Origin of the sequence: Dyadobacter sp., from assembly GCF_039919315.1 — a bacterium.
Lineage (GTDB): Bacteria > Bacteroidota > Bacteroidia > Cytophagales > Spirosomataceae > Dyadobacter.
Genome location: NZ_JBDSFX010000021.1, coordinates 38407 through 58655, shown reverse-complemented (window position 1 = coordinate 58655; position 20249 = coordinate 38407). Strand labels below are relative to the sequence as shown.

Genomic DNA, 20249 nt, shown 5'->3' with positions numbered 1-20249 from the left:
CGACCCTCATTTCGGCCCCGGAATTGGAACGGTTCTAAAAACAATGATAAATGGCAGATAAAATCCGATATAAGACAAAGATTGTAGTCATAGGTGCTGGTCAAGCCGGACTATCCGCAGCTTACCATTTAAAGAAGCTGGGCTTATCAATTGGGCCCGATTTCATCGTGCTTGATGCCGCGCCCTCAGCAGGTGGTGCCTGGCAATACCGCTGGCCTTCTCTCACGTTAAGTACCGTAAACAGAATCCATGATCTGCCTGGTATGTCTTTTCAGGAAACGCTTGATACGCGTAGCGCGACGGTACAAGCCAGTATAGCGGTGCCACATTACTATGAGCTGTACGAACAGAAATTTGGTATCCATGTTTATCGCCCGTTGAAAGTAGAAAATGTTTATCTCCACAAAGAGCGGTTTTACATTGATTCGTCCGAAACTCTATTTTCTGCATTAGGCATTATTAATGCCACCGGTACCTGGGAAAATCCCTACATCCCTAATTACCCGGGAGCAGATCTCTTTACTGGTGAACAGCTGCACACACGGGATTTTAAAACTGCCGATTACTTCAAGGGAAAGCATGTCGTCGTAGTCGGTGCGGGCATATCCGCCATTCAGTTACTCGACCAAATTTCAAAAGCGACTACTACAACCTGGGTTACCCGGCGTCCTCCCGAATTTAAAGAATTACCTTTTGACGATGTAGCGGGCCATCATGCAGTGGCGTTGGTGGAAGAACGGGTCAGGAATGGGTTGCCGCCTTTGTCGGTCGTTTCTGTTACCGGTTTACCACTTTCGCCAGAAGTTTTAGACATGAAAAAAAGAGGTGTGCTCAAGCGCTTTCCTATGTTTAGCGAGATCACAAGTAGCGGGGTAAAATGGGAAGATGGCAGGGAAGAAAAAGCCGACGTAATCCTATGGAACACGGGCTTTAGGGGAGCGCTGCAGCATTTGAAAATGGTTTTACCCAGAGAGGAAAGCGGCGGAATACTGATGGCCGGCCGATTCGCAACAATGGTTGCCAAAGAGCCCCGTATCCATTTGCCTGGATACGGCCCGTCGGCTTCCACTATTGGCGCCAATAGAGCGGGACCGGTAGCTGCCAGGGAGTTGATGGCCACATTGGGACTGAGTGGAGGTCGGGAACTGTAATTCAAACCGTCGAATAACAACTGCTTGGTTCCGGCTAATTGTGCAATGTTTGATTTTGTTACTTTCATTATATGCTCGTGTTTAGCACTCCTTCATATAGAACAAAGCGCAATGCCAAAAGGCTGTCAAAACAATATTCATATACATAAGCCCTGTTATAAAACAAAATATTATTTGGCAGAAGCTAACATAGATAGTTCTTTTATCGGCAAATTGAATATGACTATTTGCGAACTGAAGCTGATCCTTCATTTCAGTATAGAGCAAAACTGACGTCCATTGTAACTTCTGGAAAACAGGCGTGCCAATCAAACTTGACAAGAGTATATTGACATGCCTGTCTTTTCAAACTTTTTGTCTTTCTTAAAATCCAGGCAACTTAGTTAAAGTCCGAAAATTCCTCCTGAAACAGATATTTTCTCTCCCGTTATCCATCCCGCCTCGTCCGAAGCAAGAAATACGGCAACTTTTGCAACGTCTTCTGGCTGCCCGGTTCGGCCAAGAGGCGTATTGGCAACTACTTTTGCTTGAAAATCACTTCCGATAAAACCATTACTGTGGGTTCCTTCCGTTTCAATAGCCCCAGGTAAAAGAGAATTGATACGAATATTCCTGCCACTAAATTCCTTCGACAAAGAAATCGTAACCGCATCTAATGCTGCCTTGGATGCGGAATATATCGATCCTGTCGGAACTGGTGTTTTGCTCGCTCCTGAGCTGATGTTAATGATATTTCCGCCCTTACTACCAAACAGTTTCAAAGATTCCTGAATGGCAAGTAAAGGACCTAGAACATTGATATTGAACTGCTGATGAAAAGAATCTGCTGTGGCATCTTCAATGGGAGCGTACTCGAAAATGCCGGCATTGTTCACCAAAATATCTAATGAACCGAATGCCCTTCTGGTCTCGTCAAAAAGTCTTGTGACATCACTCTCTTTGGATACATCGCCCTGCACCGCAATAGCGATTCCTCCATTATCAGTGATAGCTTTAACCACTTTTTCAGCTCCTTCCCTACTTGAAGCATAGTTAACCACAACCTTTGCGCCCTCGGCTGCAAAATAGGTTGCTATTGATGCCCCTATTCCTTTTGAAGCTCCTGTTACTATTGCTACTTTGTCCTTTAACTTATTCATTTCTAAATGAATTAAAAATTAATTATTACTAATATCTCGTCCGCAAATTTTTAGATCTAACCGGAAATTGTCAGCGGCATATCAATCCCCACCCAATCTGACTACCAGGGGAGTATCCCATCAGGCCCAAAAAATCCCCCGTTGGCAGCGTCCAGCGTCATTGTTGCATAGCGCAGCGGGACGGCAGCACCCTCTTCCGTACTCAGCGTTCCTGTATGATCGTTCAGCGCGGTTCGTATGTGTCCGGGTTCGATAGCATATACCTTGATACCCAAAGGGCCAAGTTCCTTTGCAAAAGCAGCCGTGATCATATTCAATGCTGCTTTGGAAGCGGAGTAACCCATAAAATTGACCTGCCCGTAAATAACATCAGGATCTGAGCTCAGGCCAATCGACCCAACAATACTGCTTAACATGATGACCCGCGCCTGATCGGCGGCTTTGAGCAAAGGCAATAAAGCTTGTGTCACCCGGATTGGGCCGAAAGTATTTGTCTCAAAAGTTTGCCGGATCAAATTCATGTTTTCACCGCTAGGCAACGTTTTCAAGTCCAGGGCCACACCTGCGTTGTTAATCAGAATATCCAGATGCGCGGTCTGCTCTTTCAAAATGCGCGCGGCTTCCAATACGCTGCTATCATCTGCAACATTAATCAATAGCAGATGTACATCCAGTCCCTTGGAACGAAGCTGATCGACAGCTGCCTGACCGCGGGAAAAATCCCGCGATCCCAGCCATACTTTATAGCCCAGTTTGCCCAGCCCTTCTGCCGTAGCCAACCCTATTCCTTTGTTTGCCCCGGTTACCAGCGCTGTTTTTACATTATTCATTCTCCTTCAATATTTTTGCAGATGGACCATTCGGGTTTGCGTGGTGCGACAAGTCTCCGGCAAAACCCATAGAAAGGCTTCTCTCTTTGAAATGCCATTGGCCGTCAATCTTTGCAAAGATGTCATCATACGTACCTGTCATGACCGGTTGTAACGGAAATGACCGCTCAACGTCCTGTTGAAAAATAATGAGGTATGATTTTGCAGTAGCCGATGTTTCATCCTCATTGATTTCAATAACAGTATTAGTTGTTATGTGCGCTGTCTGAGGCGTACCGTTAGGATAGACCTGAAGGTTCGATTTAAGCATTGCTTCAATATCCGCACCGTCTGTAAATTCTCCGAGAGAACCTATTCTTCCATGTGCAAACAATGCCCCTACTTCAGCAAAGTCACCTTTGTCCAATAAGTAGGTATAACGTGCGATTAGATTTTCGATCTCTCTTTCGCTGCTGATTTTATAAGTAGCCTGATTCATTTTATTCGTTTTTAAATTTATGTTGGTTAATTTTTATAGTCGAATCATACGGTAGGGTTAATTCCGCCGTCTATGATGTTAAGTCTTGTAGAAAATCTCTAGCTGCTTTAATCTCTTTCTGACCAAGACATTTTTCATCGGTTCGAACCTGATAAGCTCCACATTATTCTTTCTGACCGTTACACAAAATGGTTGCTTCAATTTGCTGGTGAGATGATAGATGGTTTCAAGTTCGGCAAGATCTTCCTGCCAGCTTGCCATTCCATATAAGGATGCAAAAGGTTTATCCCTGAGCTTCTTATAAATGGCAGTGGCCAATTCGATAGGGACCGTGTTACCACTGCGAAAAAGTGTTTTCTCCGTTAAGGAATCTGTAAATGCCGGATCTGGCAGCGTTAGTTGCCGCCAAATGTCTTTTGTGAACAGGGTCGGGCTAACAAAGGCAGCTTTATCAAAAGAGGGGGGTGTGATCTGTAAAACAGCGTCCGCGACGTGGGTCGCCTCATGCAGTAGTACATATAATATTGCATCCATCTCACCAGCTTCGATTCTGACTTCATAATCTGCATTTCCGGAACGGGTATAACACGTATTTTCTTTCCAGGTTGCCCACTGCGAAATTGTTTCATTAAGAATCCCCGCCCGGAATGTAATATTGAACATCTTAACCGAATCCGTGCTTTCAACAGGTGATGTCAGGGCCGTATTGGGCATATTATCCATGAAGCTGATACTATGAAGGTGCTTGCTCAGGATCTTCTGGTGCAAAACTGGTAAGTGAGAAAACGCATTTTTTACTTTTGCCTTTTCAAATTCCGTCAAATCATGATTAACTGGGTTCATCGCCGCCTCCCGAAACATTTTAAAAACACTTGCCGGAGCTATTGACACCCTTTTTGAGGGATTTTGACTGATATAGCGATCAGGGGTTTGGGCGAAAATTTCAAGGGTCATCAATAGACTCATTATCAACATGGAAGAAATGTGCGCATTCCTGCCCGGTTTAAGTAAATTACTAAAACAGCAATTAGCAAGTTGCATTTTTTGTGATTTAAATGACTATGCTATCTATTGCTTTTTGAAGGGCCGTTTCGCCAATCCCTGGAACGCTTAGACCTTGCGCACGATATATAGTAATGTCAGTGATACCTATAAAGCTGAATATAAAACGCAGGTAAGGCTCAGCAAAATCATAAGGTTTAAAAGGACCTTCCGTAAAAACGCCCCCGGAAGATATACCGATGTACATCTTTTTACCAGTAATAAAACCTTGGGCTCCGTTTTCGGTAAAAGCAAAGGTTTTATTCGCCCGAACAATATGATCTATCCAGGACTTTAATGCAGTGTGGATCGTAAAATTATACATAGGAGCGCCGATCACAATAACATCAGAGTCCATCAATTGTGCGATTGCCTCCTCGGAGTTCCTAGCTGCTTCCTCGAGCTCGGGTGTAAGTTGATCTGCCGGAGTAAAGAAGGAAGTAATGTGAGATGCTTTCAGTTGCGGAAAAGGTTGAGTTGCCAGGTTGCGGGTTGTTATCCTGCTACCGATGCTAGCCTGCATCAATTTTTCGACTATAGCATTACTAAGTTTTGTACTAACCGAGGCCTCGCCGCGGGGACTGGATATCAGATGAAATATTTTCATTATCTAATTTTATTTGTAGGGCAAAAGTGCAATTGCCCAATTGAAATAGCCTTCTAATTGTAAATGATTTACTATGAACTATCGTGCGAATCTGTCTGATTCAAACAAAATTTTACAAATCAAACAACCAGCGTGCGTGAAAACTGACCACCGATCATGTATATACGTTAGACATTTTGAACTCCTATTATTAGAAAGCATCAGGGCGACAAGTGGAAGGTTCTTTGATTTTTCGACCGAAGTCACGCCTTTAAAGGAATTTTTTGACTATGTAAAATTAGCTTAGCCGGGGGAAAGAAAATTGGCATGATCAAACCGAAATATAGCAAAATCAAACAAGCTTCAGCTTCCGGGACCCGCCAGGCGTAGCGCCGGACGGCTGGAAGCCAGGCCTGACAAAACCACGTCTTACACGATAAACAATCTGGATAGCTGTGTTGATCACGGACATTTTTGTCACCGATATCATTTCTTTAGTAAATCTTCCGTCCTGGATAAAAAGCCAACAAGGGCTTCTTGGATATCAATATCCATACGGTCCGCCAGAACGATCAGCCACCAGATACTTTCACCTATTTTATGCGACAAGTCCTGTTGTGGATTCTGTCCTTTTGGCCAGCGGCCTTGCTGGGCCATTGTCAATCTCCCAACTTGCCCCGCATCTGTCAGAAAAGCCAAAGCGTCCTCCTGGATTGTCCAATGGCTGCCATGGTGCTGCAATTCTAACTGGTGGTAAAGCTCCCGGATTTTTAATGAACGGGTCACAGTGTCTTCAAAACTTAAATCCTTCATAGATCAATTTTTAGTATGTTTTCTTGCCTGCATTGTTAGGCCAGCCGCTATTGCGTGTTGATTCGATTTGAACCTTCCAATTATATCGTAGGAATGGTTCCCCCGTCAATAACATAATTTGCGCCGGATAAGTAAGATGCCCTCGGAGATACCAGGTAACCGACAAGTTCTGCAACATCTTCGGGAGTCGCCATCCTCCCCATAGGAATCCCGCCAAGGCTGTTCATTAAGTTTTGGGTGATTGCCTCGACACTCGTGTTGGCTGATTCTGCCAGTGAGCCTAAGAATGCTTCCATTGTGTCGGTTTTGACCATGCCAGGAGATACCGTAAGTACACGCACGCCTTTGGGGGTTACTTCTTTTGAAAGGCTTTTACTGTAATTAATTAAGGCTGCCTTAGCCACAGCATAGGCACCCAGTGATTCGTAAAGCGGTGATATTCCGCTAATCGAGGAGATATGGATAATTACCCCGTTTTGCGCCTTAATCATTTGCGGTAAAACTGCCCTGTCCATACGCACGGGTGCCAGCAAATTCAATTGAATATCATTTTCCCAGTGCAGGTCGGTAAGAGCGCCAAACCCACCCGACGGGCTTGTGGAGCCGCCCATGTTATTGATCAGGATATCTATCGTTCCAAATTTCTCGTTGATCTTACCAATCACCCTGGCAGTTTCACTTGCAACTGTCAGGTCCGCTGCGATAAAATGATGCTGTAGATCAACATCGCCCGGATGATTTCTGGCTGTTACGATTACTTTGGCGCCAGCCTGTGCTAATCTGTCGGCAATTCCTTTCCCAATACCTTTTGTTCCGCCTGTGACAAGGGCAATTTTACCTTTAAGCTCTGAATTATAATTCTGACTACTTTCCATTTTCTATTTTACTGTTGTATGCTATCACTACATTGTGACCGATTCGTTTCATGACGTAAAATTAGGTCGGCTTTTCGCTGCGGAATTGGCAGAATCAAACGAGAATATAGCAAAATCAAACAGCAAGCACTTTCCTCATCCCACTGGGTGTCGTACCCGCGTTTTTCTTGAAAAATTTGATAAAATGAGCCAAATCTTCAAACCCCAGACACCATGCTATTTCGTTGATATTCCAATCTGTATTCTGTAAAAGAAGCTTAGCTTCTAAAAAAATACGGTCTGCAATTAATTGGGAGGTAGTTTTCTCAGTCACTTCTTTCAGGGACCGGTTAAGATGATTTACGTGTACAAATAATGCGTCGGCAAACTCGGCCGGGTGCCTGAGAAGCATTTTATACCCCGGGCTCAGGATCGGAAACTGTCCTTCAAGTAATTCCTTAAAGTGGTGGCTAAGCCGCATTGCACTATTGGACTCCCTGGATCTTAAATCAGGATTAGGCCGTAGTTTGAGCGTGTCCAGTATTAATTGAAGGACCAGAACCCTTATTGTATCATGTTTGTAGGTAAAATCAAGCCCATGCTCAAGCTCCATTTTCTCAAATACTTCCACAAAAGCTTCCATCTGTGAATCAGATATTTCCGTTAAGGGAGACACTCCCGGTTTGAATAGCGGATAATCATTAATGTTCACAAACTGATCGAAAAACTTTTCTGTAAAAACACATATGTAGCCCGAATACTGTTCACCAAGCGGCTCGAAATGGTAAACCATATTGGGTCTGGAAAACAAAATAGCCCTTTCTTTCATTTCCACCACTTTGTCTGCATAATAGATGCGGTTGGCCCCGTGATGAATACTAATCTTAAAAAGGCCTTTCTGATTATAGGGTAAACAACTAAACCCTTGATCCCCACCAGGGACACGAACTATTTGAAAATCATCCTTTATTGGCTGTTTTTCAAAGACCCTGGCCCGGTGATAATTTACATTCATTCGGGGCACTAAAGGCTGGACATCCATATCGTTTAATAATAATTCTACAGGTCGATAATCTCGACTTGCAATGTTTCCAGCAATTGCTCTCCATATACAGAAGCAGGCGACTGGAAGCCTGCTTTATAGAGGCCATCTAACACAAGGGAGGCAACCTGGACTGATGCTGTTACTGTTGGCATATAACCTGACGGCATAATGGCCATTGATTTTGCAACAGAGCCATCAAGTCCTGTAACTTCAGCCAAAATCCTGCTTGGCTCTTCCATCGGATCCGGGCTTATTTCTTCGTCTCCAACCGTTGAATGGTCTGATCCTGCGCTTGCTGGCAATGCCATCTGAAAAAACTCTTCAATATTGGGAATGCCAGTCGATTTGTAACAAAGTACAACTCCGCCCAGTGGCGTTGGAAAGCACTGCTGTAAACCATGTCCAAAATCAAAGTCCGCAGGTGCCGCTTGTGACAGTTTTTCTATTGATCCGTTTCTTCTTACCAGAACCCCTGCATTGATAATGTTAGCGCTACTGGCAATAGAACCGGGCGTAAATCCGCCACTATATTGAAAAGCTGCTCTTAAAGCAACAGGATTTTTTATGCGCTTAGCAGTGTGTAAGATCAGCGGATCATACGTCGAGAAAAGCCCTGCGCCAGCCAGGATCATAACGCCAGCGGCTATGGCAAGCGAATCTTTGGACTCGGCAAGGCGGTAAACATCGACTTCGGCTGTGATATCTACATAGTGAACCTGATGAGTAATGCAGGCATCCATAGCCGGTTCCGCAGTTTCGCTAAATGGCCCTGCGACGTTAAGCAAACACGTTTTATCCAAAAGACTTTTTTCCCAGCCCGGTTTATCTTGCACGGAAAACACGTGGTAAGGGACATTAAGCTGCTGCGATAATGCCGACAGCTTTTCTTCATTTCTGCCTGCAATCTCAAAATTCAGACCACGCCGGGCAGCCTCGTGGGAAATCATGGTTCCGGTATATCCTGTGGCGCCATAAATTAGAAGTTTACCTTTTACGGGTTCTTGTATCATTGTCTTTATTTTTAAAAAGATTTTATGTCTTGGCAAAAAGCCATCTAAAACTGTCCTGATATCAATATTCATGAGGTCAACCAAAACGATCAGCCGCTAGACGCATTCACCTAACTTATATATTTGAGCTACATCTATCATCTATTAAAAAACAGTAGGTATGGTTCCCCCATCTATTACGACGTTGCTCCCGGTGATGTAGGAGGCTTTGGGTGAAACCAGAAACCCTATCAGATGCGCTATTTCTTCTGGCTGAGCGAGTCTGTTCATTGGTACCCCTCCCAGACTGTCCATGATCAGCTGGGCTGTTTCTTCCAGATTTTTTCCCAAAGAAGAGCCATAGCTGTGAAGAAAACTTTCCATGGCTGTGGTCTTTACCATACCTGGTGAGACGGTAATTACACGCACACCTTTGGATGCAACTTCATTAGCCAATGCCTTGCTGTAATTGTTAAGGGCTGCCTTGGTTACACCGTAGGAGAAATTAGAAGCATAAAGCGGTAACTTTCCATTAAGAGAGGAAATATGAATAACCACGCCAGTGTTACGCTCAATCATCAAGGGAACAAGCGACCGGTCCAGCTTGATGGCTGCCAATAGATTCAATTGCAGATCATTTTCCCAGTCCTGATCAGTGAGTACACTAAAACCCCCTGCCGGCGCGGATGTCCCGCCCACATTATTAATTAAAATATCAAGGGCGCCATATTCTTCTAAAATTTTGCTTGCTAACTGTTTATTATCTCCTGGTTTGGTTAGGTCTGCTGCGATAAAGGCGTGCTCCGTATTTGAATCAGGCCTGCTCCTTGCTGAAATAATCACGGTGGCTCCCAGGCGAGCAAGTTCATCTGCTATTGCTCTGCCTATACCTTTTGTACCTCCGGTAACCAGCGCTACTTTCCCGGTTAATTCTTTTGTTAATACTTCCATTACTGATTGTTATTATTGAAACATTTGTTTCACATATGATTAAAAAAAAACTATTGTTGCTTTGCTACGGGATCGCGTAGGATCGTTTGAAGATGTGCCTGACTTTCTCCGACCTCAAAATTTGTCAGATGAATTTCATGATGCATGCCAGATTTTATAAAACCGTTGTCGGTGGCAAATCGTTGCAGCACAGGTAGCCTTTGCAATTCCCCGGCAAGAGGTCCTGTATGTAAAAGCTGTACACAAGTCCCTGCTGTGTAGGTGAAATGTTCAAAGTCGCTGGCGAAGGGAATATCTTGTCGTTGTTGTGCCGTTTGTGCAATGGCCTCACTGGTTATAAATTCAGGAATACGGATCGAAATCCGGTAATGAAGCAAATCTAAATCAACTGTTGTATAAAAGCGGCCAATGTCGACAAATCCAACCTGCTCCTGATCAAACCAGTAAAATATTTCCACGACCCTGCTTGTAAATGCATGATCCGTCAGCGCAGACCTTTTCTCTAATGCCACAATAAATTCTTTTATGGCCGCTTTCTTTTTATAAAAAGCAGCCGTACCAGGGCTTCCCTTACCCAAGATGGAAACATAGCTGGCTTTATCTATTTGCACAACTTCGGGCTTTTCTTTTGCCGTGAAGTAGTTTTTGTACTGCTCCTGTATATTCATATTTTTAAAACATTTGTTTCATATATTTACCAAAAAAATTACAGGCTTATCTGCTGCAACAGAAATGTTGCCATTTTCTTGATGCGTGCCTTGTCCTGGTGAATGATAAACGACTCGTGCCAACCGGTAAAATGGTTGATGATATAGTCCGTTAACATGGCTGCGTCCCGGCTCACTTTTATTTCTCCTTTCTCTATGGCCCTTTCCACTAAACCGATCAACAGATTATAAGTAAAATCATTGTCCGCTTTTATGATCTGTTGAACCTGCTTGTCAGTTGTAGCTACTTCAAATGTCGTTTTAATGGCCAGGCAACTATCTGGTTCATTTGTAATGGTATAGGCGGACGATTGAATAAACTTTTCAATTGCTTTTATCGGCGACTTGATAGGTTCCAACTGCTTTAAAGCAGCTCTCATCCTTGACTCTGTAAAATGCTTTAAGCTTCGGATAAAAAGTTCGTGTTTGTCGCCAATCGTATTATAGAGGCTACTACTGTTAATACCCATCGCCTCTGTCAGATCTCTCATCGTAGTGCCATTATAGCCTTTTCTCCAAAAGACATCCATTGCCTTGGAAACCGCTAACTTTTCATCAAATTCAACATTTCTTGCCATGCCTTAATTTACAAATGGGACACAAATTTAGTTCAATTCTGAAACGTTTGTTTTTTTATGAGCTGTTCCTTAGTTTAATTGTTGAATGATTGCCTAAATTCCAGTGGTGAGATTTTTGTCTTACTCTTAAAAAGTTTATTGAAAGACTGTGGGTATTCGAAGCCAAGCTGATAGGCTATCTCTGCAATGGTCAGATTGCTTGTGCTTAAAATATCTTTTGCTTTCTCGATTAACCGGGCGTGTATATGTTGTTGGGTGGTTTGGCCGGTAAGCGAACGAAGCATATCACTCAGGTAGCGCTGGGAAACGTTCAAATGGTCAGATAACTGCTGGACCGTTGGCAGCCCTTCCAGGAGTGCCCTATCTTCATTGAAAAATTTAGATAAATACGATTCCATCTCTGCAATCAGGTCGTTGTGCACCACTTTTCTTGTTATAAACTGACGGTTATAAAATCGGTTACTATAATTGAGCAGTGTCTCAATCTGTGACACCAGCACATCCTGACTGAAATGGTCGATATTATTATCGAGCTCTGATGCTATTGCATCAAATAAAGAAAAGATTACTTTCTTCTCTTTATCAGATAGGTATAGCGCTTCTGCCACCGAGTAGGAGAAGAACCCATACTTTATCATATTTTTCCCAAGGGGATAATTCCGGATAAAATTCGAATGGAAAAGCAAAGTGTAACCGCTATAATCTTTCTCTTCCTGGGCGGCGGATATGATCTGGTTTGGGGCTGTGAATGAGAGGCCCCCTTCCTCAAAATCGTAATGACCTTGCCCATAACGGAGCTGACCTGCAAAATGCTTTTTAAACGAGATCTTGTAAAAATTCAGAATATAGCCTTTTGCAATATCGCTGGTATCGACGCGGATATCCTTATAATCGACCAGTGCCACAAGAGGGTGCGTCGGTTTGGGCAATCCCAAAGCGCGCAAAAGCTCAGAGATGCTTTGAAAGATATGGGGTTGAAATTCTTCCTTTTTCATAGTCTTACCGGCTGTAACCGCCTGGGTCAAATTTGATGATAGATAGGGTAAATATTCCAAGAAAATGTCCCCTGGTCGATCACATCATGTACAGGTGAACCTGCCAGCTCGTCCATTAGCCGGTGCATGGCATCGGTGCCCTGCTGCTCTGAATCCCAGATCAGCGCATCGACAATCGTTCCGTCTCGTCTCTGGGCAATGTGCCTGGACTGAAAGCCAGGCTGCTTTTTAAGCCAGGTGTCCACATAAGCATTGGCTTCAATAAAATCCTGATAGGTCTTCCCTTTTTCAAGTTGAAAGGTGGTCATTTCCAGGCCACCTGGTTGCAGGCCACCTGGTTGCAGGCCACCTGGTTGTTTTATGTCTGACATTGTTTTGTTTAATAGGGTTGTGCAGTTGGACGGATTATCATTTCACTAATGTCCACATCCTGGGGCTGACTTATCGCGTATGCCACGGCATGTGCCACCGCATCAGCTGATATCGCAAAACTTTCCATGCCTTTTACCATTTCTTTTGAATAAGCATCCGTGATAGCCTGGGTTAGTTCCGACTGGATAATACCCGGCGAGATTATTGTTGACCGGATATTGTAGAGTTTGACTTCCTGGCGTAATCCTTCTGAGAGTGCCCTTACGGCATATTTGGTTGCTGAATATACAGCACTTGTCGGATCTACCCGGTGGCCAGATAAGGAAGAAATATTGATAAAGTGCCCTTCCTTCCGCGCTTTGAAATAAGGCAACGCAGCGCCAATTCCATACAGCATGCCTTTCAGGTTTGTACTGATCATGGCATCCCACTCCTCGTAGCGCAGTTCCTCCAGTTTTGACAGTAGCATCACCCCTGCATTGTTGATGATCACATCCACTTTTCCAAAAATTTCCAACGTATGCTTGATGAGCGCGTCAACCGATTCTTTTTGCGTTACGTCAGTAAGGAAGAATGCCGCTTTTCCACCCTCAATAGTAATTTGGTCTTGCAGCTCTATTAGTTTATCCATACGCCGTGCACCAAGACTGACGATAACGCCCTGGCTTGCCAGATACTTTGCGATTGCCTTGCCAATGCCGCTGCTGGCCCCGGTGATAACAACTACCTTACCACTTAAATTTACACTTTCCATAATCAGTTGATATTATAGAGTTCACTGATTTGTTCACTGTGCGCTTGCAGGCCGAGCTGCTGACGCGTCTTTGAAGCATTGACCGCATCCGGGCCAGCCAGGTAACGCAATTGCGCCTTGCCGTCCGTGGCAGCCTCATACACCACTGCTGCAATAGCAGCCGGCTCTGAAAATACCACATTGGTGCTGCCATCTTCAAAGCCAGCCATCATCTTGTTCCAGAGCGGCTCATATGTTTCATGTGCAACGTAAGTCAATGACCTGCCAACATAATCGGTGTTCATTGCACCTGGTGCAACCGTTTTAAAGGCGATGCCAAATTGGTTGGTTTCATAGTTCATTGCCTCGCTCCATCCCTCCAAAGCAAACTTGGTAGCGCTGTACACCGAAGCAAGGGGATTAGCCGCTATTCCTGCTGCCGAAGTAATTGTTAAAAAAACCCCATTTTTGCCTTGCCTGCGAAATGAAGTTATAAAAGGCTGGCTTACCCTGAAAACGCCCAGCAGGTTCGTATCCAGTTGCCTTTTTATTTGCTCATCAGAATACCCTTCAAATCCTCCAACCAGTCCATAGCCCGCATTGTTTAAGACAACATCCACGCCCATTGATATGGCCTCTTGGGTGGCATCTTTTATCTGTTGCAGATTTGTTACATCCAAAGCCAGTAGGGTCAGGTTCTCTAGCCCAATAAGATCGGTTTCCTTTTCAGGGTTTCGCATGGTGGCGATGACTCTCCAGCCATTAGCCAGAAATAGCTTCGCAGTTTCTTTTCCCAGTCCGGATGATGCTCCGGTAATGAATATGGTTTGCATTGTTTTATTGTTTTTGGTTCGATGCAAAGGTCTCACCAGAGCCGTTCATGCATGTTTCCATTTTGGTCAATGTTGTATCCAAAAGCGTCCACCAAAAAATTTAATACATTTTCTGAAACAATTGTTTCAAAATGGTGTTTACTTGTTAAACTATGGCGACACAACCCAAGTTACCGTAAAAGCAGCAACAATCCGGATAACAGGAATGGTAAGATCCTGGAAATACTTAAAACGAAATTAGCTAACCAGTGCAAATCCAGTAACATACCCAGTCCAAGATGGATACATCTTTTACATTTCTGGAAACCTTGGCGCTACAAACATTTGTGACATTTGCAATGCAAGTTCACAAACCAATATTGCAATGAAAAAGGGATCAAAAGGACTAATCTTTATCGTAGATATCAGTGGTTTCACCAAGTTTGTAAGCAGGACTGCTAACGAAGATGGGAACTGGATTATCAGGCAACTGTTTAACTCGATTATCAATGCAAACGAGCTCTCATTTCAAATCTCGGAAATAGAAGGTGACGCAATCCTGTTTTATCAGTTCGGCAAACCGTTATCTGTCACAAAGATACTGACCCAGTTTAAAAAAATCCTGCACTCCTTTCATGCTCAGCATGCTCAGATTAAAAAGTTAAAAGGCGTTTACCCAATTGTCAAAGATTTAAGCCTTAAAGTCATTGTGCACTATGGAGAGATGAGTGTATATCAAATCGGACGTTTTTTCAAACTCTTCGGACGTCCGTTAATTGATGCGCACAGACTTTTAAAGAACAGCATTGGACTCGACACTTATGTGCTGATTACAAACCAGTATATCAAGGAGCTGACATCTCAGAATAAGCTACCCCTGCCGGGCGGTTATAATGCCTGTGAGCTATATGACGTTGGAAGCCTGTGCTACACATATTTTCCATTTCAGCAAAATGGTACAACAGCATGCGGCGCTAATGCCCGGCAAAGCTTATCATGGTGAAAATAGCGCTTTTAATACTGCACCCATCTAGCCAGTTCGTTTTTGTTAGATGTCTCACTGTTTGCGATCGCTCTGTCAACTTCAAGATCCTCGAGTATGGAATTAAAAGATTTTATTAGGGTATCAAAGGCGTTAAGCGACCACAATCGGGTATTGATGCTTATTGAAGCAGCGAAACAGGAATGGATAGAATACTCAGATCTGCTGGTAACTTTCAACCTATCCCAACCCACGATATCACACCATATCAAGATTCTTCGCGACACGGGTTTGTTGGTTATTAAAAAAGATGGCGCAAGGATAAAATGTTCTCTGGGTTATCAAGTGATCGATGAACTAAATAGTTATCTACAAGAGCTTGTAAATCAACGTCCGAGGCGGAGTTAGGGTTATATGATGGATGAAGAGTAAGATTTTTTTATGGTGTGATTGTTACGTATGTTTAGGCTATGCTGGCAAATTACCGTTAACGTGTGCCACTTCCATTTATCGAATTTGAAAACACTGATCAAGTGATGGAAACGAAGCTTTGGCACTTTCGACGGAATTACGCTTTACCACAGTTAAAGTGTACTAGTCAGCCATATCCAGACGATCAATTTATTTTTCGGCGGCATTCGGTAGCACTTCCGTGTAATTTGATTGAAGCAGAACAGATCTAAACACATTTTGTATCCTACTTTGAACCAGGTACTAATTGGAACTCTGAAGAAGCCACTCGCCGAACAGCTCACTCTTATTCGAGCACTAGGGAGCCCCTACCATCAGATAATATCTGCGTTCAAGCACTGTTCTGCGGACCGACCGATTCTTTAAGGCCTTGCAAACCAGACATGCAATAAATCAAAACTTAATGTAAGCTATGTTATTAGCTGGATAGATTGGTGCATCATTTCTTCACAATACCTTCTAAGCTATAGCGGTATTTGTTGTCCTGAACGAGTATAATTCAACCTAGGTTTTCCACGATCAACCTTTGTTGGTGAGCATCTCAGATATCAAAAATGCTCACCGAATAGCTCACCAACTCGGGCAACTTTGTCCGAGTTGCCCACGAAACTGACTCTGACAATCAACTAGTTAAATGCCATAAAACAGAAATAGCGGAGGAAACACCTCCGCTATAACTAATTGATTATTATACACTTATGTGTCCTGCAGAGAGAGAGGGATTCGAACCCCCGGACCTTTAACAGTCAACGGTTTTCAAGACCGTCGCAATCGACCACTCTGCCATCTCTCTAAATATTTCGCCGTGTGCGAAACGTGGTGCAAATGTAAAAACAAAATCTTTATAGGCAAGAGTTCTAGCTAAATTTTATTGGAAACTGAAATAGTTATGACGTTCGTGGCAGAATCCTCCACCCGATATCGCTCATCTGATCTAACGCCTATCACCCAGATAACCTCTTCGTTACCATTCAAAAGCACATAAATATTCTCCTTCTGAAAGCGATCCATTTTAAGGTCGATAAAAAGATCACTTAGTTTTTTTTTCTTACCCTTCATACCAAAAGGCTGAAAAACATCTCCTAGTGTCCACTTTTTGATAGATAATGGGAATTTTAGTTTACTGGCATCTACAATAATAGTGTCTTTGCTGTTAATGGTAGGGAAATCCGAATCGCTCTCCCCCGCTAGAAAAAGAATTGAAAAGTCATCCAATTGAAAAGTCCCTGCGGCTTCATGGATTTCCAAACTGGCTACCGAATCATTGCTAACCTTCTCTTTAATGATCAAATCGGTTCGATCAATCAGTAAGATATGTGATACTGAGTAAAACTTCCTGCCAGAAATTCCATGTAACCCTGCTACAATTTGCCCGGCTTGCTGGTACGAAAAGCCGAACTCTTCCAACAGGTAACAGAGTCTATACGTGGGCTCACTCGCTGATAACAACGACTGCTTGCTGATGCGGATTTCGTTCTGGCGAGTGACAATTGTCGCAGCCTTCCAATGCTTTAGAAATTCGTTGAGCAAACTATTCGCCCCACGTAACCTTTCAGATGTAACATTAAATGTACGCTCCAGCGAAGGATTCAATTGCTGAAAGACCGGAATAACCTTATGCCTGATCAGGTTCCGTTTATAATCATCCGTATCATTGGACCTGTCCTCACGCCATTCTAAACCATGCTCTGCGGCGCAGGCTAAAATCTCTTCTTTTTTTGCCAGAAGCAATGGACGAATGAGGTAGTTGTACTTACCCGAAATTCCAGTCATTCCCGGCAGCCCGGTTCCGCGAACGAGATTCAGTAATAAGGTTTCCAGGGAATCGTTGGCGTGGTGGGCAGTGGCTATCCAGCGATAACCTTGTTGTTGTCTGATCTCTTCAAACCAGGGGTACCGAAGCTCCCGGGCCGCCATCTGGGTTGACACGGAATGCTGCTTTGCAAAGTGCTTAACATCGAAGCTTTTGGAATAAAAATTAAAACCATAATGTGCAGCGAGCTCCTTTACAAACTTTTCATCCCCCTCAGACTCTTCACCCCTTAATCCGAAATTACAATGTGCGACCCCAGCCTTCCATCCCATTTTGTGGAACAAATGCATCAGCACCACCGAATCCACTCCCCCACTCACTGCTAGCAGGCAAATTTCACGTTCGGGAGCCAATCCCTGTTGGTTAATAAAAGTTAAAAAAGAATCCAACATGAACCTGAGAATCGTATTTGATGTAATTTTGGAAGATATAAGGTCAGATTGTCTTTTACCAAGGTCACTTTGATAGCACCGATTTCAAAGGTAAAAGAAAGAACAGCAACATGAAGAAAAAAAAAAACACTGGAAACTGCAACCCTTTTAAACTTTTACGCGTCATCATTATCAAAAGGAATATATTTCAACTGACGTTCTTTGCCTTACTGATTTTTTCACCTTATCTGTTCGCACAGAAAGCCTTACCGCAGCAACGTGCTGTGCAAAGTGAGGACCTGGTAGAAATTTTAAAGTCTGACGAACTCGAAATCATTAATGAAAATGGCGTCGATTCCAGAAGGGTTACCAACGGGGTTTTCAGACATCAAGGAGCCCTTTTGTATAGTAATTTGGCCATACAAAATATCAACACCAATGTCATTGAAGCATTTGGAAATGTAAAAATTGTCCAGGGAGATACGGTTACTGTCACTGGCGACACATTGTTCTATTTTGGTAACACCCGCCTTGCCATCGTTAGTGGACGTAAAACGGTTTTGAAGGATAGTAAAAGAACGCTTACAACCCGGAAGATCGAATACGACATGGCCAATGGCATTGCCAATTACAAATTTCCAGGGCGCACGGTTGATGAGGAAAACGTGCTGACTAGTAAAGAGGGATTTTACAATACGAGAACCAAGGAATTTACATATTACAAAAACGTCAAGCTTGTCAATAAAAAATATACGTTAACGACCGACACCCTGCTCTATAATTCGATTACCAAATGGTCGGATTTTAACGGAAAGACCAAAATCGTCAATAAAGACGGTGTTGTTCTGGGGACAAAGGGCCGGTACAATACCGAATCAGCAGAATCCGCTTTTCATAAAAGAACTACAGTCGACAATGAAACGTATACGCTTACCGCTGATTCCCTTGTCGTTGACGGCAAGAGTAACAACGGGCAGGGCAAGGGTAATGTGGTGATTGTTGCTAAAAAAGACAAAACGGTTTTGAATGGTGACGAAGGATTTTATTGGAAATCAAAAGGTTACTCCAAAATATTCGGCCACGCTTATGTCAGAAACGTTGTTTCCGAAGATACTTTATACATACGCGCAGACACATTATATTCCTACGAGAACGCCCGGGACAGCACCCGCAAGCTCATAGGATACAAAAATGTTTTCATTTACAAGACTGATTTTCAGGGTAAATGCGATTCCATAAGTTACAATACTGCCGATTCAGTGATACGGTTTTTCCAAAAACCAATTTTATGGAGCGATCAGCATTATCAAATGGAGGCCGATTCGATTACAGCGTTTCTGGTCAGTAACGAGATTAACCGGATGCTTTTAAAAGGAAAATCTTTTGTGATCACGGAGGATACGCTTGTGAAGCAATTTAATCAGGTTAAAGGACGAACAATCAATGCTTTTTTCCAGACGGGCAATAAGCTAAAACAAGTACTGGTGGACGGAAATGGCGAAAGTGCATACTATGCCGTCGACGACAATCAGAAAAGTATCGGACTAAACAGGGTCGAATGCGGAAGGATGAATTTGCTCTTTGAAGACAACCGGGTACAACGTATATCGTTTGTGGGAAAGCCCGACGGAAAGCTTATCCCACCTTCCAAAATAAAGCCAGCAGAAAGGCAACTGGACGGATTTAATTGGCGTATTAATGAAAAACCGACCAAGGCGAAGACAATCTGGGCGGAATTATAAATAATTAATGAAAAGGCAGTAAAAGAGTTTCATACGGCATGATTTTTTACACTTTAAAATAAACATTGCCGTTCGCACAATATATTTTGAATATACAATTATTTCTCTATATTTTTGTAGCGTACTTTTTAACTATATCGCCTAAAATATTGGTCAAAAGTATTCTGATTTGCAGCTATGAGAAAAACTATACTTTACTTATTCATACTAACAGCGTTGGCCTTGCAGGGTTTAAACGCACAATCCGTCTCGAACGGTAGTCGGCTCAATATGGTGAGCAAAAAGAAATCCGTGTCTTCCCAAAACACGAAATTTACCTCAATGCCTACGGGCCTTAGCTATAAACCATTGTCTTTGCAAAATCCAAAAGCACTGAACAGTTTTTACAGATCGTTTCTCTTTTCTTCTGCCGTATCTGCCGAAAGCACCAATGTACTCGCTTCTGAGATTGTAGAAAAAGGTATTGACAAGCGTTCTCCGGCATTAGAAGCACAGTTAAAGGCAGAAGAGCTTTTGTATGTAAGCGATCAGATTTCCGTTTCCAACATCTACCCCAACCCAGCAAGTGAATACGCTGAACTTGATTTCAGCATCGCTACCGGTCTTCGTGATGCAAAGCTAATTTTTTACAATGTGCTGGGTTCAAAAATGGAAGAGTTCACATTGAATAAAAATGACAGAAAGCTGCGCGTGAATACGAGGGATATGCCAACAGGGCTGTATTTTTATCAGCTCTCCATTGACGGCAAAAAAGTAGCGACCAAGAAAATGCTTGTCCGCCATCAGCAATAGGCTT

General features: G+C 43.2%; 22 protein-coding genes and 1 tRNA gene. 5 read left to right on the top strand and 18 right to left on the bottom strand.

Annotated elements, in window-relative coordinates:
• Nucleotides 1-50 precede the first annotated feature (50 nt).
• The gene (locus ABIO93_RS05930) at nucleotides 51-1151 is read left to right on the top strand and encodes an NAD(P)-binding domain-containing protein (protein ID WP_348065431.1); all 1101 of its coding nucleotides are present in this window, start codon (nucleotides 51-53) and stop codon (nucleotides 1149-1151) included.
• A 383-nt stretch (nucleotides 1152-1534) separates the two neighbouring features.
• Here ABIO93_RS05930 and ABIO93_RS05925 read toward each other — a convergent pair whose 3' ends face one another.
• From ABIO93_RS05925 to ABIO93_RS05850, 16 genes are all read right to left on the bottom strand, one after another.
• Nucleotides 1535-2290 (bottom strand): glucose 1-dehydrogenase, encoded by a 756-nt coding sequence (locus ABIO93_RS05925; protein WP_348065429.1) that lies wholly within the window; start codon nucleotides 2288-2290, stop codon nucleotides 1535-1537.
• A 101-nt stretch (nucleotides 2291-2391) separates the two neighbouring features.
• Nucleotides 2392-3120, bottom strand: a complete 729-nt coding sequence (locus ABIO93_RS05920) for an SDR family NAD(P)-dependent oxidoreductase (RefSeq protein WP_348065427.1) — start codon at nucleotides 3118-3120, stop codon at nucleotides 2392-2394.
• On the bottom strand, nucleotides 3113-3598 hold the full coding sequence (locus tag ABIO93_RS05915; protein ID WP_348065425.1) for a nuclear transport factor 2 family protein: 486 nt from the start codon (nucleotides 3596-3598) through the stop codon (nucleotides 3113-3115). Before ABIO93_RS05915 ends, ABIO93_RS05920 begins: the two co-directional genes overlap by 8 nt.
• A gap of 78 nt (nucleotides 3599-3676) precedes the next feature.
• Nucleotides 3677-4552: a hypothetical protein gene (locus ABIO93_RS05910; protein WP_348065423.1), complete on the bottom strand. Its 876-nt coding sequence runs from the start codon at nucleotides 4550-4552 to the stop codon at nucleotides 3677-3679.
• Between the two features lie 97 nt (nucleotides 4553-4649).
• Complete coding sequence (locus ABIO93_RS05905) at nucleotides 4650-5246, bottom strand: NAD(P)H-dependent oxidoreductase (RefSeq protein ID WP_348065421.1); 597 nt, start codon at nucleotides 5244-5246, stop codon at nucleotides 4650-4652.
• A 465-nt stretch (nucleotides 5247-5711) separates the two neighbouring features.
• Nucleotides 5712-6038: a MazG-like protein gene (locus ABIO93_RS05900; protein WP_348065419.1), complete on the bottom strand. Its 327-nt coding sequence runs from the start codon at nucleotides 6036-6038 to the stop codon at nucleotides 5712-5714.
• 80 nt (nucleotides 6039-6118) lie between these two features.
• Nucleotides 6119-6913: an SDR family oxidoreductase gene (locus ABIO93_RS05895; protein ID WP_348065417.1), complete on the bottom strand. Its 795-nt coding sequence runs from the start codon at nucleotides 6911-6913 to the stop codon at nucleotides 6119-6121.
• A 115-nt stretch (nucleotides 6914-7028) separates the two neighbouring features.
• On the bottom strand, nucleotides 7029-7907 hold the full coding sequence (locus tag ABIO93_RS05890) for a helix-turn-helix domain-containing protein (protein ID WP_348065415.1): 879 nt from the start codon (nucleotides 7905-7907) through the stop codon (nucleotides 7029-7031).
• Nucleotides 7908-7951: 44 nt separating this feature from the next.
• Entirely contained in the window at nucleotides 7952-9019 is a 1068-nt protein-coding gene (locus tag ABIO93_RS05885; protein WP_348065413.1) for a saccharopine dehydrogenase NADP-binding domain-containing protein, read from the bottom strand.
• Nucleotides 9020-9091: 72 nt separating this feature from the next.
• Nucleotides 9092-9877, bottom strand: a complete 786-nt coding sequence (locus tag ABIO93_RS05880) for an SDR family oxidoreductase (protein ID WP_348065411.1) — start codon at nucleotides 9875-9877, stop codon at nucleotides 9092-9094.
• Between the two features lie 50 nt (nucleotides 9878-9927).
• On the bottom strand, nucleotides 9928-10545 hold the full coding sequence (locus ABIO93_RS05875) for a hypothetical protein (protein ID WP_348065409.1): 618 nt from the start codon (nucleotides 10543-10545) through the stop codon (nucleotides 9928-9930).
• 38 nt (nucleotides 10546-10583) lie between these two features.
• Nucleotides 10584-11162 carry a TetR/AcrR family transcriptional regulator gene (locus tag ABIO93_RS05870; protein ID WP_348065407.1) on the bottom strand — a complete coding sequence of 193 codons (579 nt, stop codon included), beginning with the start codon at nucleotides 11160-11162 and terminating at the stop codon, nucleotides 10584-10586.
• A gap of 74 nt (nucleotides 11163-11236) precedes the next feature.
• Nucleotides 11237-12157 (bottom strand): helix-turn-helix transcriptional regulator, encoded by a 921-nt coding sequence (locus tag ABIO93_RS05865; RefSeq protein ID WP_348065405.1) that lies wholly within the window; start codon nucleotides 12155-12157, stop codon nucleotides 11237-11239.
• 26 nt (nucleotides 12158-12183) lie between these two features.
• Complete coding sequence (locus tag ABIO93_RS05860) at nucleotides 12184-12528, bottom strand: hypothetical protein (RefSeq protein ID WP_348065403.1); 345 nt, start codon at nucleotides 12526-12528, stop codon at nucleotides 12184-12186.
• 8 nt (nucleotides 12529-12536) lie between these two features.
• Nucleotides 12537-13283, bottom strand: coding sequence for an SDR family oxidoreductase (locus ABIO93_RS05855; RefSeq protein WP_348065400.1), 747 nt, complete (start codon nucleotides 13281-13283; stop codon nucleotides 12537-12539).
• 2 nt (nucleotides 13284-13285) lie between these two features.
• Nucleotides 13286-14095: an SDR family oxidoreductase gene (locus tag ABIO93_RS05850; protein ID WP_348065398.1), complete on the bottom strand. Its 810-nt coding sequence runs from the start codon at nucleotides 14093-14095 to the stop codon at nucleotides 13286-13288.
• A 364-nt stretch (nucleotides 14096-14459) separates the two neighbouring features.
• Here ABIO93_RS05850 and ABIO93_RS05845 point away from each other — a divergent pair, with 364 nt between their 5' ends.
• Both ABIO93_RS05845 and ABIO93_RS05840 read left to right on the top strand, forming a co-directional pair.
• On the top strand, nucleotides 14460-15077 hold the full coding sequence (locus ABIO93_RS05845) for a DUF2652 domain-containing protein (RefSeq protein ID WP_348065396.1): 618 nt from the start codon (nucleotides 14460-14462) through the stop codon (nucleotides 15075-15077).
• 96 nt (nucleotides 15078-15173) lie between these two features.
• A complete protein-coding gene (locus tag ABIO93_RS05840) occupies nucleotides 15174-15464 on the top strand; it encodes an ArsR family transcriptional regulator (protein ID WP_348065394.1) in 291 nt (96 codons plus the stop codon).
• 771 nt (nucleotides 15465-16235) lie between these two features.
• On the opposite strand, the gene ABIO93_RS05835 is transcribed toward ABIO93_RS05840, so the two are convergent.
• Nucleotides 16236-16320 (bottom strand) — tRNA-Ser (locus tag ABIO93_RS05835).
• Nucleotides 16321-16388: 68 nt separating this feature from the next.
• Entirely contained in the window at nucleotides 16389-17732 is a 1344-nt protein-coding gene (tilS, locus tag ABIO93_RS05830; RefSeq protein WP_348065392.1) for a tRNA lysidine(34) synthetase TilS, read from the bottom strand.
• Nucleotides 17733-17842: 110 nt separating this feature from the next.
• On the opposite strand from tilS, the gene ABIO93_RS05825 reads away from it, so the two are divergent.
• Nucleotides 17843-19453: an OstA-like protein gene (locus ABIO93_RS05825; RefSeq protein ID WP_348065390.1), complete on the top strand. Its 1611-nt coding sequence runs from the start codon at nucleotides 17843-17845 to the stop codon at nucleotides 19451-19453.
• Nucleotides 19454-19630: 177 nt separating this feature from the next.
• Nucleotides 19631-20245: a T9SS type A sorting domain-containing protein gene (locus ABIO93_RS05820; protein WP_348065388.1), complete on the top strand. Its 615-nt coding sequence runs from the start codon at nucleotides 19631-19633 to the stop codon at nucleotides 20243-20245.
• Nucleotides 20246-20249: the final 4 nt, after the last annotated feature.

Excerpts from the sequence above, each read along its gene's own strand:
- ABIO93_RS05930 (WP_348065431.1), top strand. The coding sequence starts at position 51 with ATGGCAGATAAAATCCGATATAAGACAAAGATTGTAGTCATAGGTGCT.
- ABIO93_RS05925 (WP_348065429.1), bottom strand. The coding sequence starts at position 2,290 with ATGAATAAGTTAAAGGACAAAGTAGCAATAGTAACAGGAGCTTCAAAA.
- ABIO93_RS05920 (WP_348065427.1), bottom strand. The coding sequence starts at position 3,120 with ATGAATAATGTAAAAACAGCGCTGGTAACCGGGGCAAACAAAGGAATA.
- ABIO93_RS05915 (WP_348065425.1), bottom strand. The coding sequence starts at position 3,598 with ATGAATCAGGCTACTTATAAAATCAGCAGCGAAAGAGAGATCGAAAAT.
- ABIO93_RS05910 (WP_348065423.1), bottom strand. The coding sequence starts at position 4,552 with ATGACCCTTGAAATTTTCGCCCAAACCCCTGATCGCTATATCAGTCAA.
- ABIO93_RS05905 (WP_348065421.1), bottom strand. The coding sequence starts at position 5,246 with ATGAAAATATTTCATCTGATATCCAGTCCCCGCGGCGAGGCCTCGGTT.
- ABIO93_RS05900 (WP_348065419.1), bottom strand. The coding sequence starts at position 6,038 with ATGAAGGATTTAAGTTTTGAAGACACTGTGACCCGTTCATTAAAAATC.
- ABIO93_RS05895 (WP_348065417.1), bottom strand. The coding sequence starts at position 6,913 with ATGGAAAGTAGTCAGAATTATAATTCAGAGCTTAAAGGTAAAATTGCC.
- ABIO93_RS05890 (WP_348065415.1), bottom strand. The coding sequence starts at position 7,907 with ATGAATGTAAATTATCACCGGGCCAGGGTCTTTGAAAAACAGCCAATA.
- ABIO93_RS05885 (WP_348065413.1), bottom strand. The coding sequence starts at position 9,019 with ATGAATATTGATATCAGGACAGTTTTAGATGGCTTTTTGCCAAGACAT.
- ABIO93_RS05880 (WP_348065411.1), bottom strand. The coding sequence starts at position 9,877 with ATGGAAGTATTAACAAAAGAATTAACCGGGAAAGTAGCGCTGGTTACC.
- ABIO93_RS05875 (WP_348065409.1), bottom strand. The coding sequence starts at position 10,545 with ATGAATATACAGGAGCAGTACAAAAACTACTTCACGGCAAAAGAAAAG.
- ABIO93_RS05870 (WP_348065407.1), bottom strand. The coding sequence starts at position 11,162 with ATGGCAAGAAATGTTGAATTTGATGAAAAGTTAGCGGTTTCCAAGGCA.
- ABIO93_RS05865 (WP_348065405.1), bottom strand. The coding sequence starts at position 12,157 with ATGAAAAAGGAAGAATTTCAACCCCATATCTTTCAAAGCATCTCTGAG.
- ABIO93_RS05860 (WP_348065403.1), bottom strand. The coding sequence starts at position 12,528 with ATGTCAGACATAAAACAACCAGGTGGCCTGCAACCAGGTGGCCTGCAA.
- ABIO93_RS05855 (WP_348065400.1), bottom strand. The coding sequence starts at position 13,283 with ATGGAAAGTGTAAATTTAAGTGGTAAGGTAGTTGTTATCACCGGGGCC.
- ABIO93_RS05850 (WP_348065398.1), bottom strand. The coding sequence starts at position 14,095 with ATGCAAACCATATTCATTACCGGAGCATCATCCGGACTGGGAAAAGAA.
- ABIO93_RS05845 (WP_348065396.1), top strand. The coding sequence starts at position 14,460 with ATGAAAAAGGGATCAAAAGGACTAATCTTTATCGTAGATATCAGTGGT.
- ABIO93_RS05840 (WP_348065394.1), top strand. The coding sequence starts at position 15,174 with ATGGAATTAAAAGATTTTATTAGGGTATCAAAGGCGTTAAGCGACCAC.
- tilS (WP_348065392.1), bottom strand. The coding sequence starts at position 17,732 with ATGTTGGATTCTTTTTTAACTTTTATTAACCAACAGGGATTGGCTCCC.
- ABIO93_RS05825 (WP_348065390.1), top strand. The coding sequence starts at position 17,843 with ATGAAGAAAAAAAAAAACACTGGAAACTGCAACCCTTTTAAACTTTTA.
- ABIO93_RS05820 (WP_348065388.1), top strand. The coding sequence starts at position 19,631 with ATGAGAAAAACTATACTTTACTTATTCATACTAACAGCGTTGGCCTTG.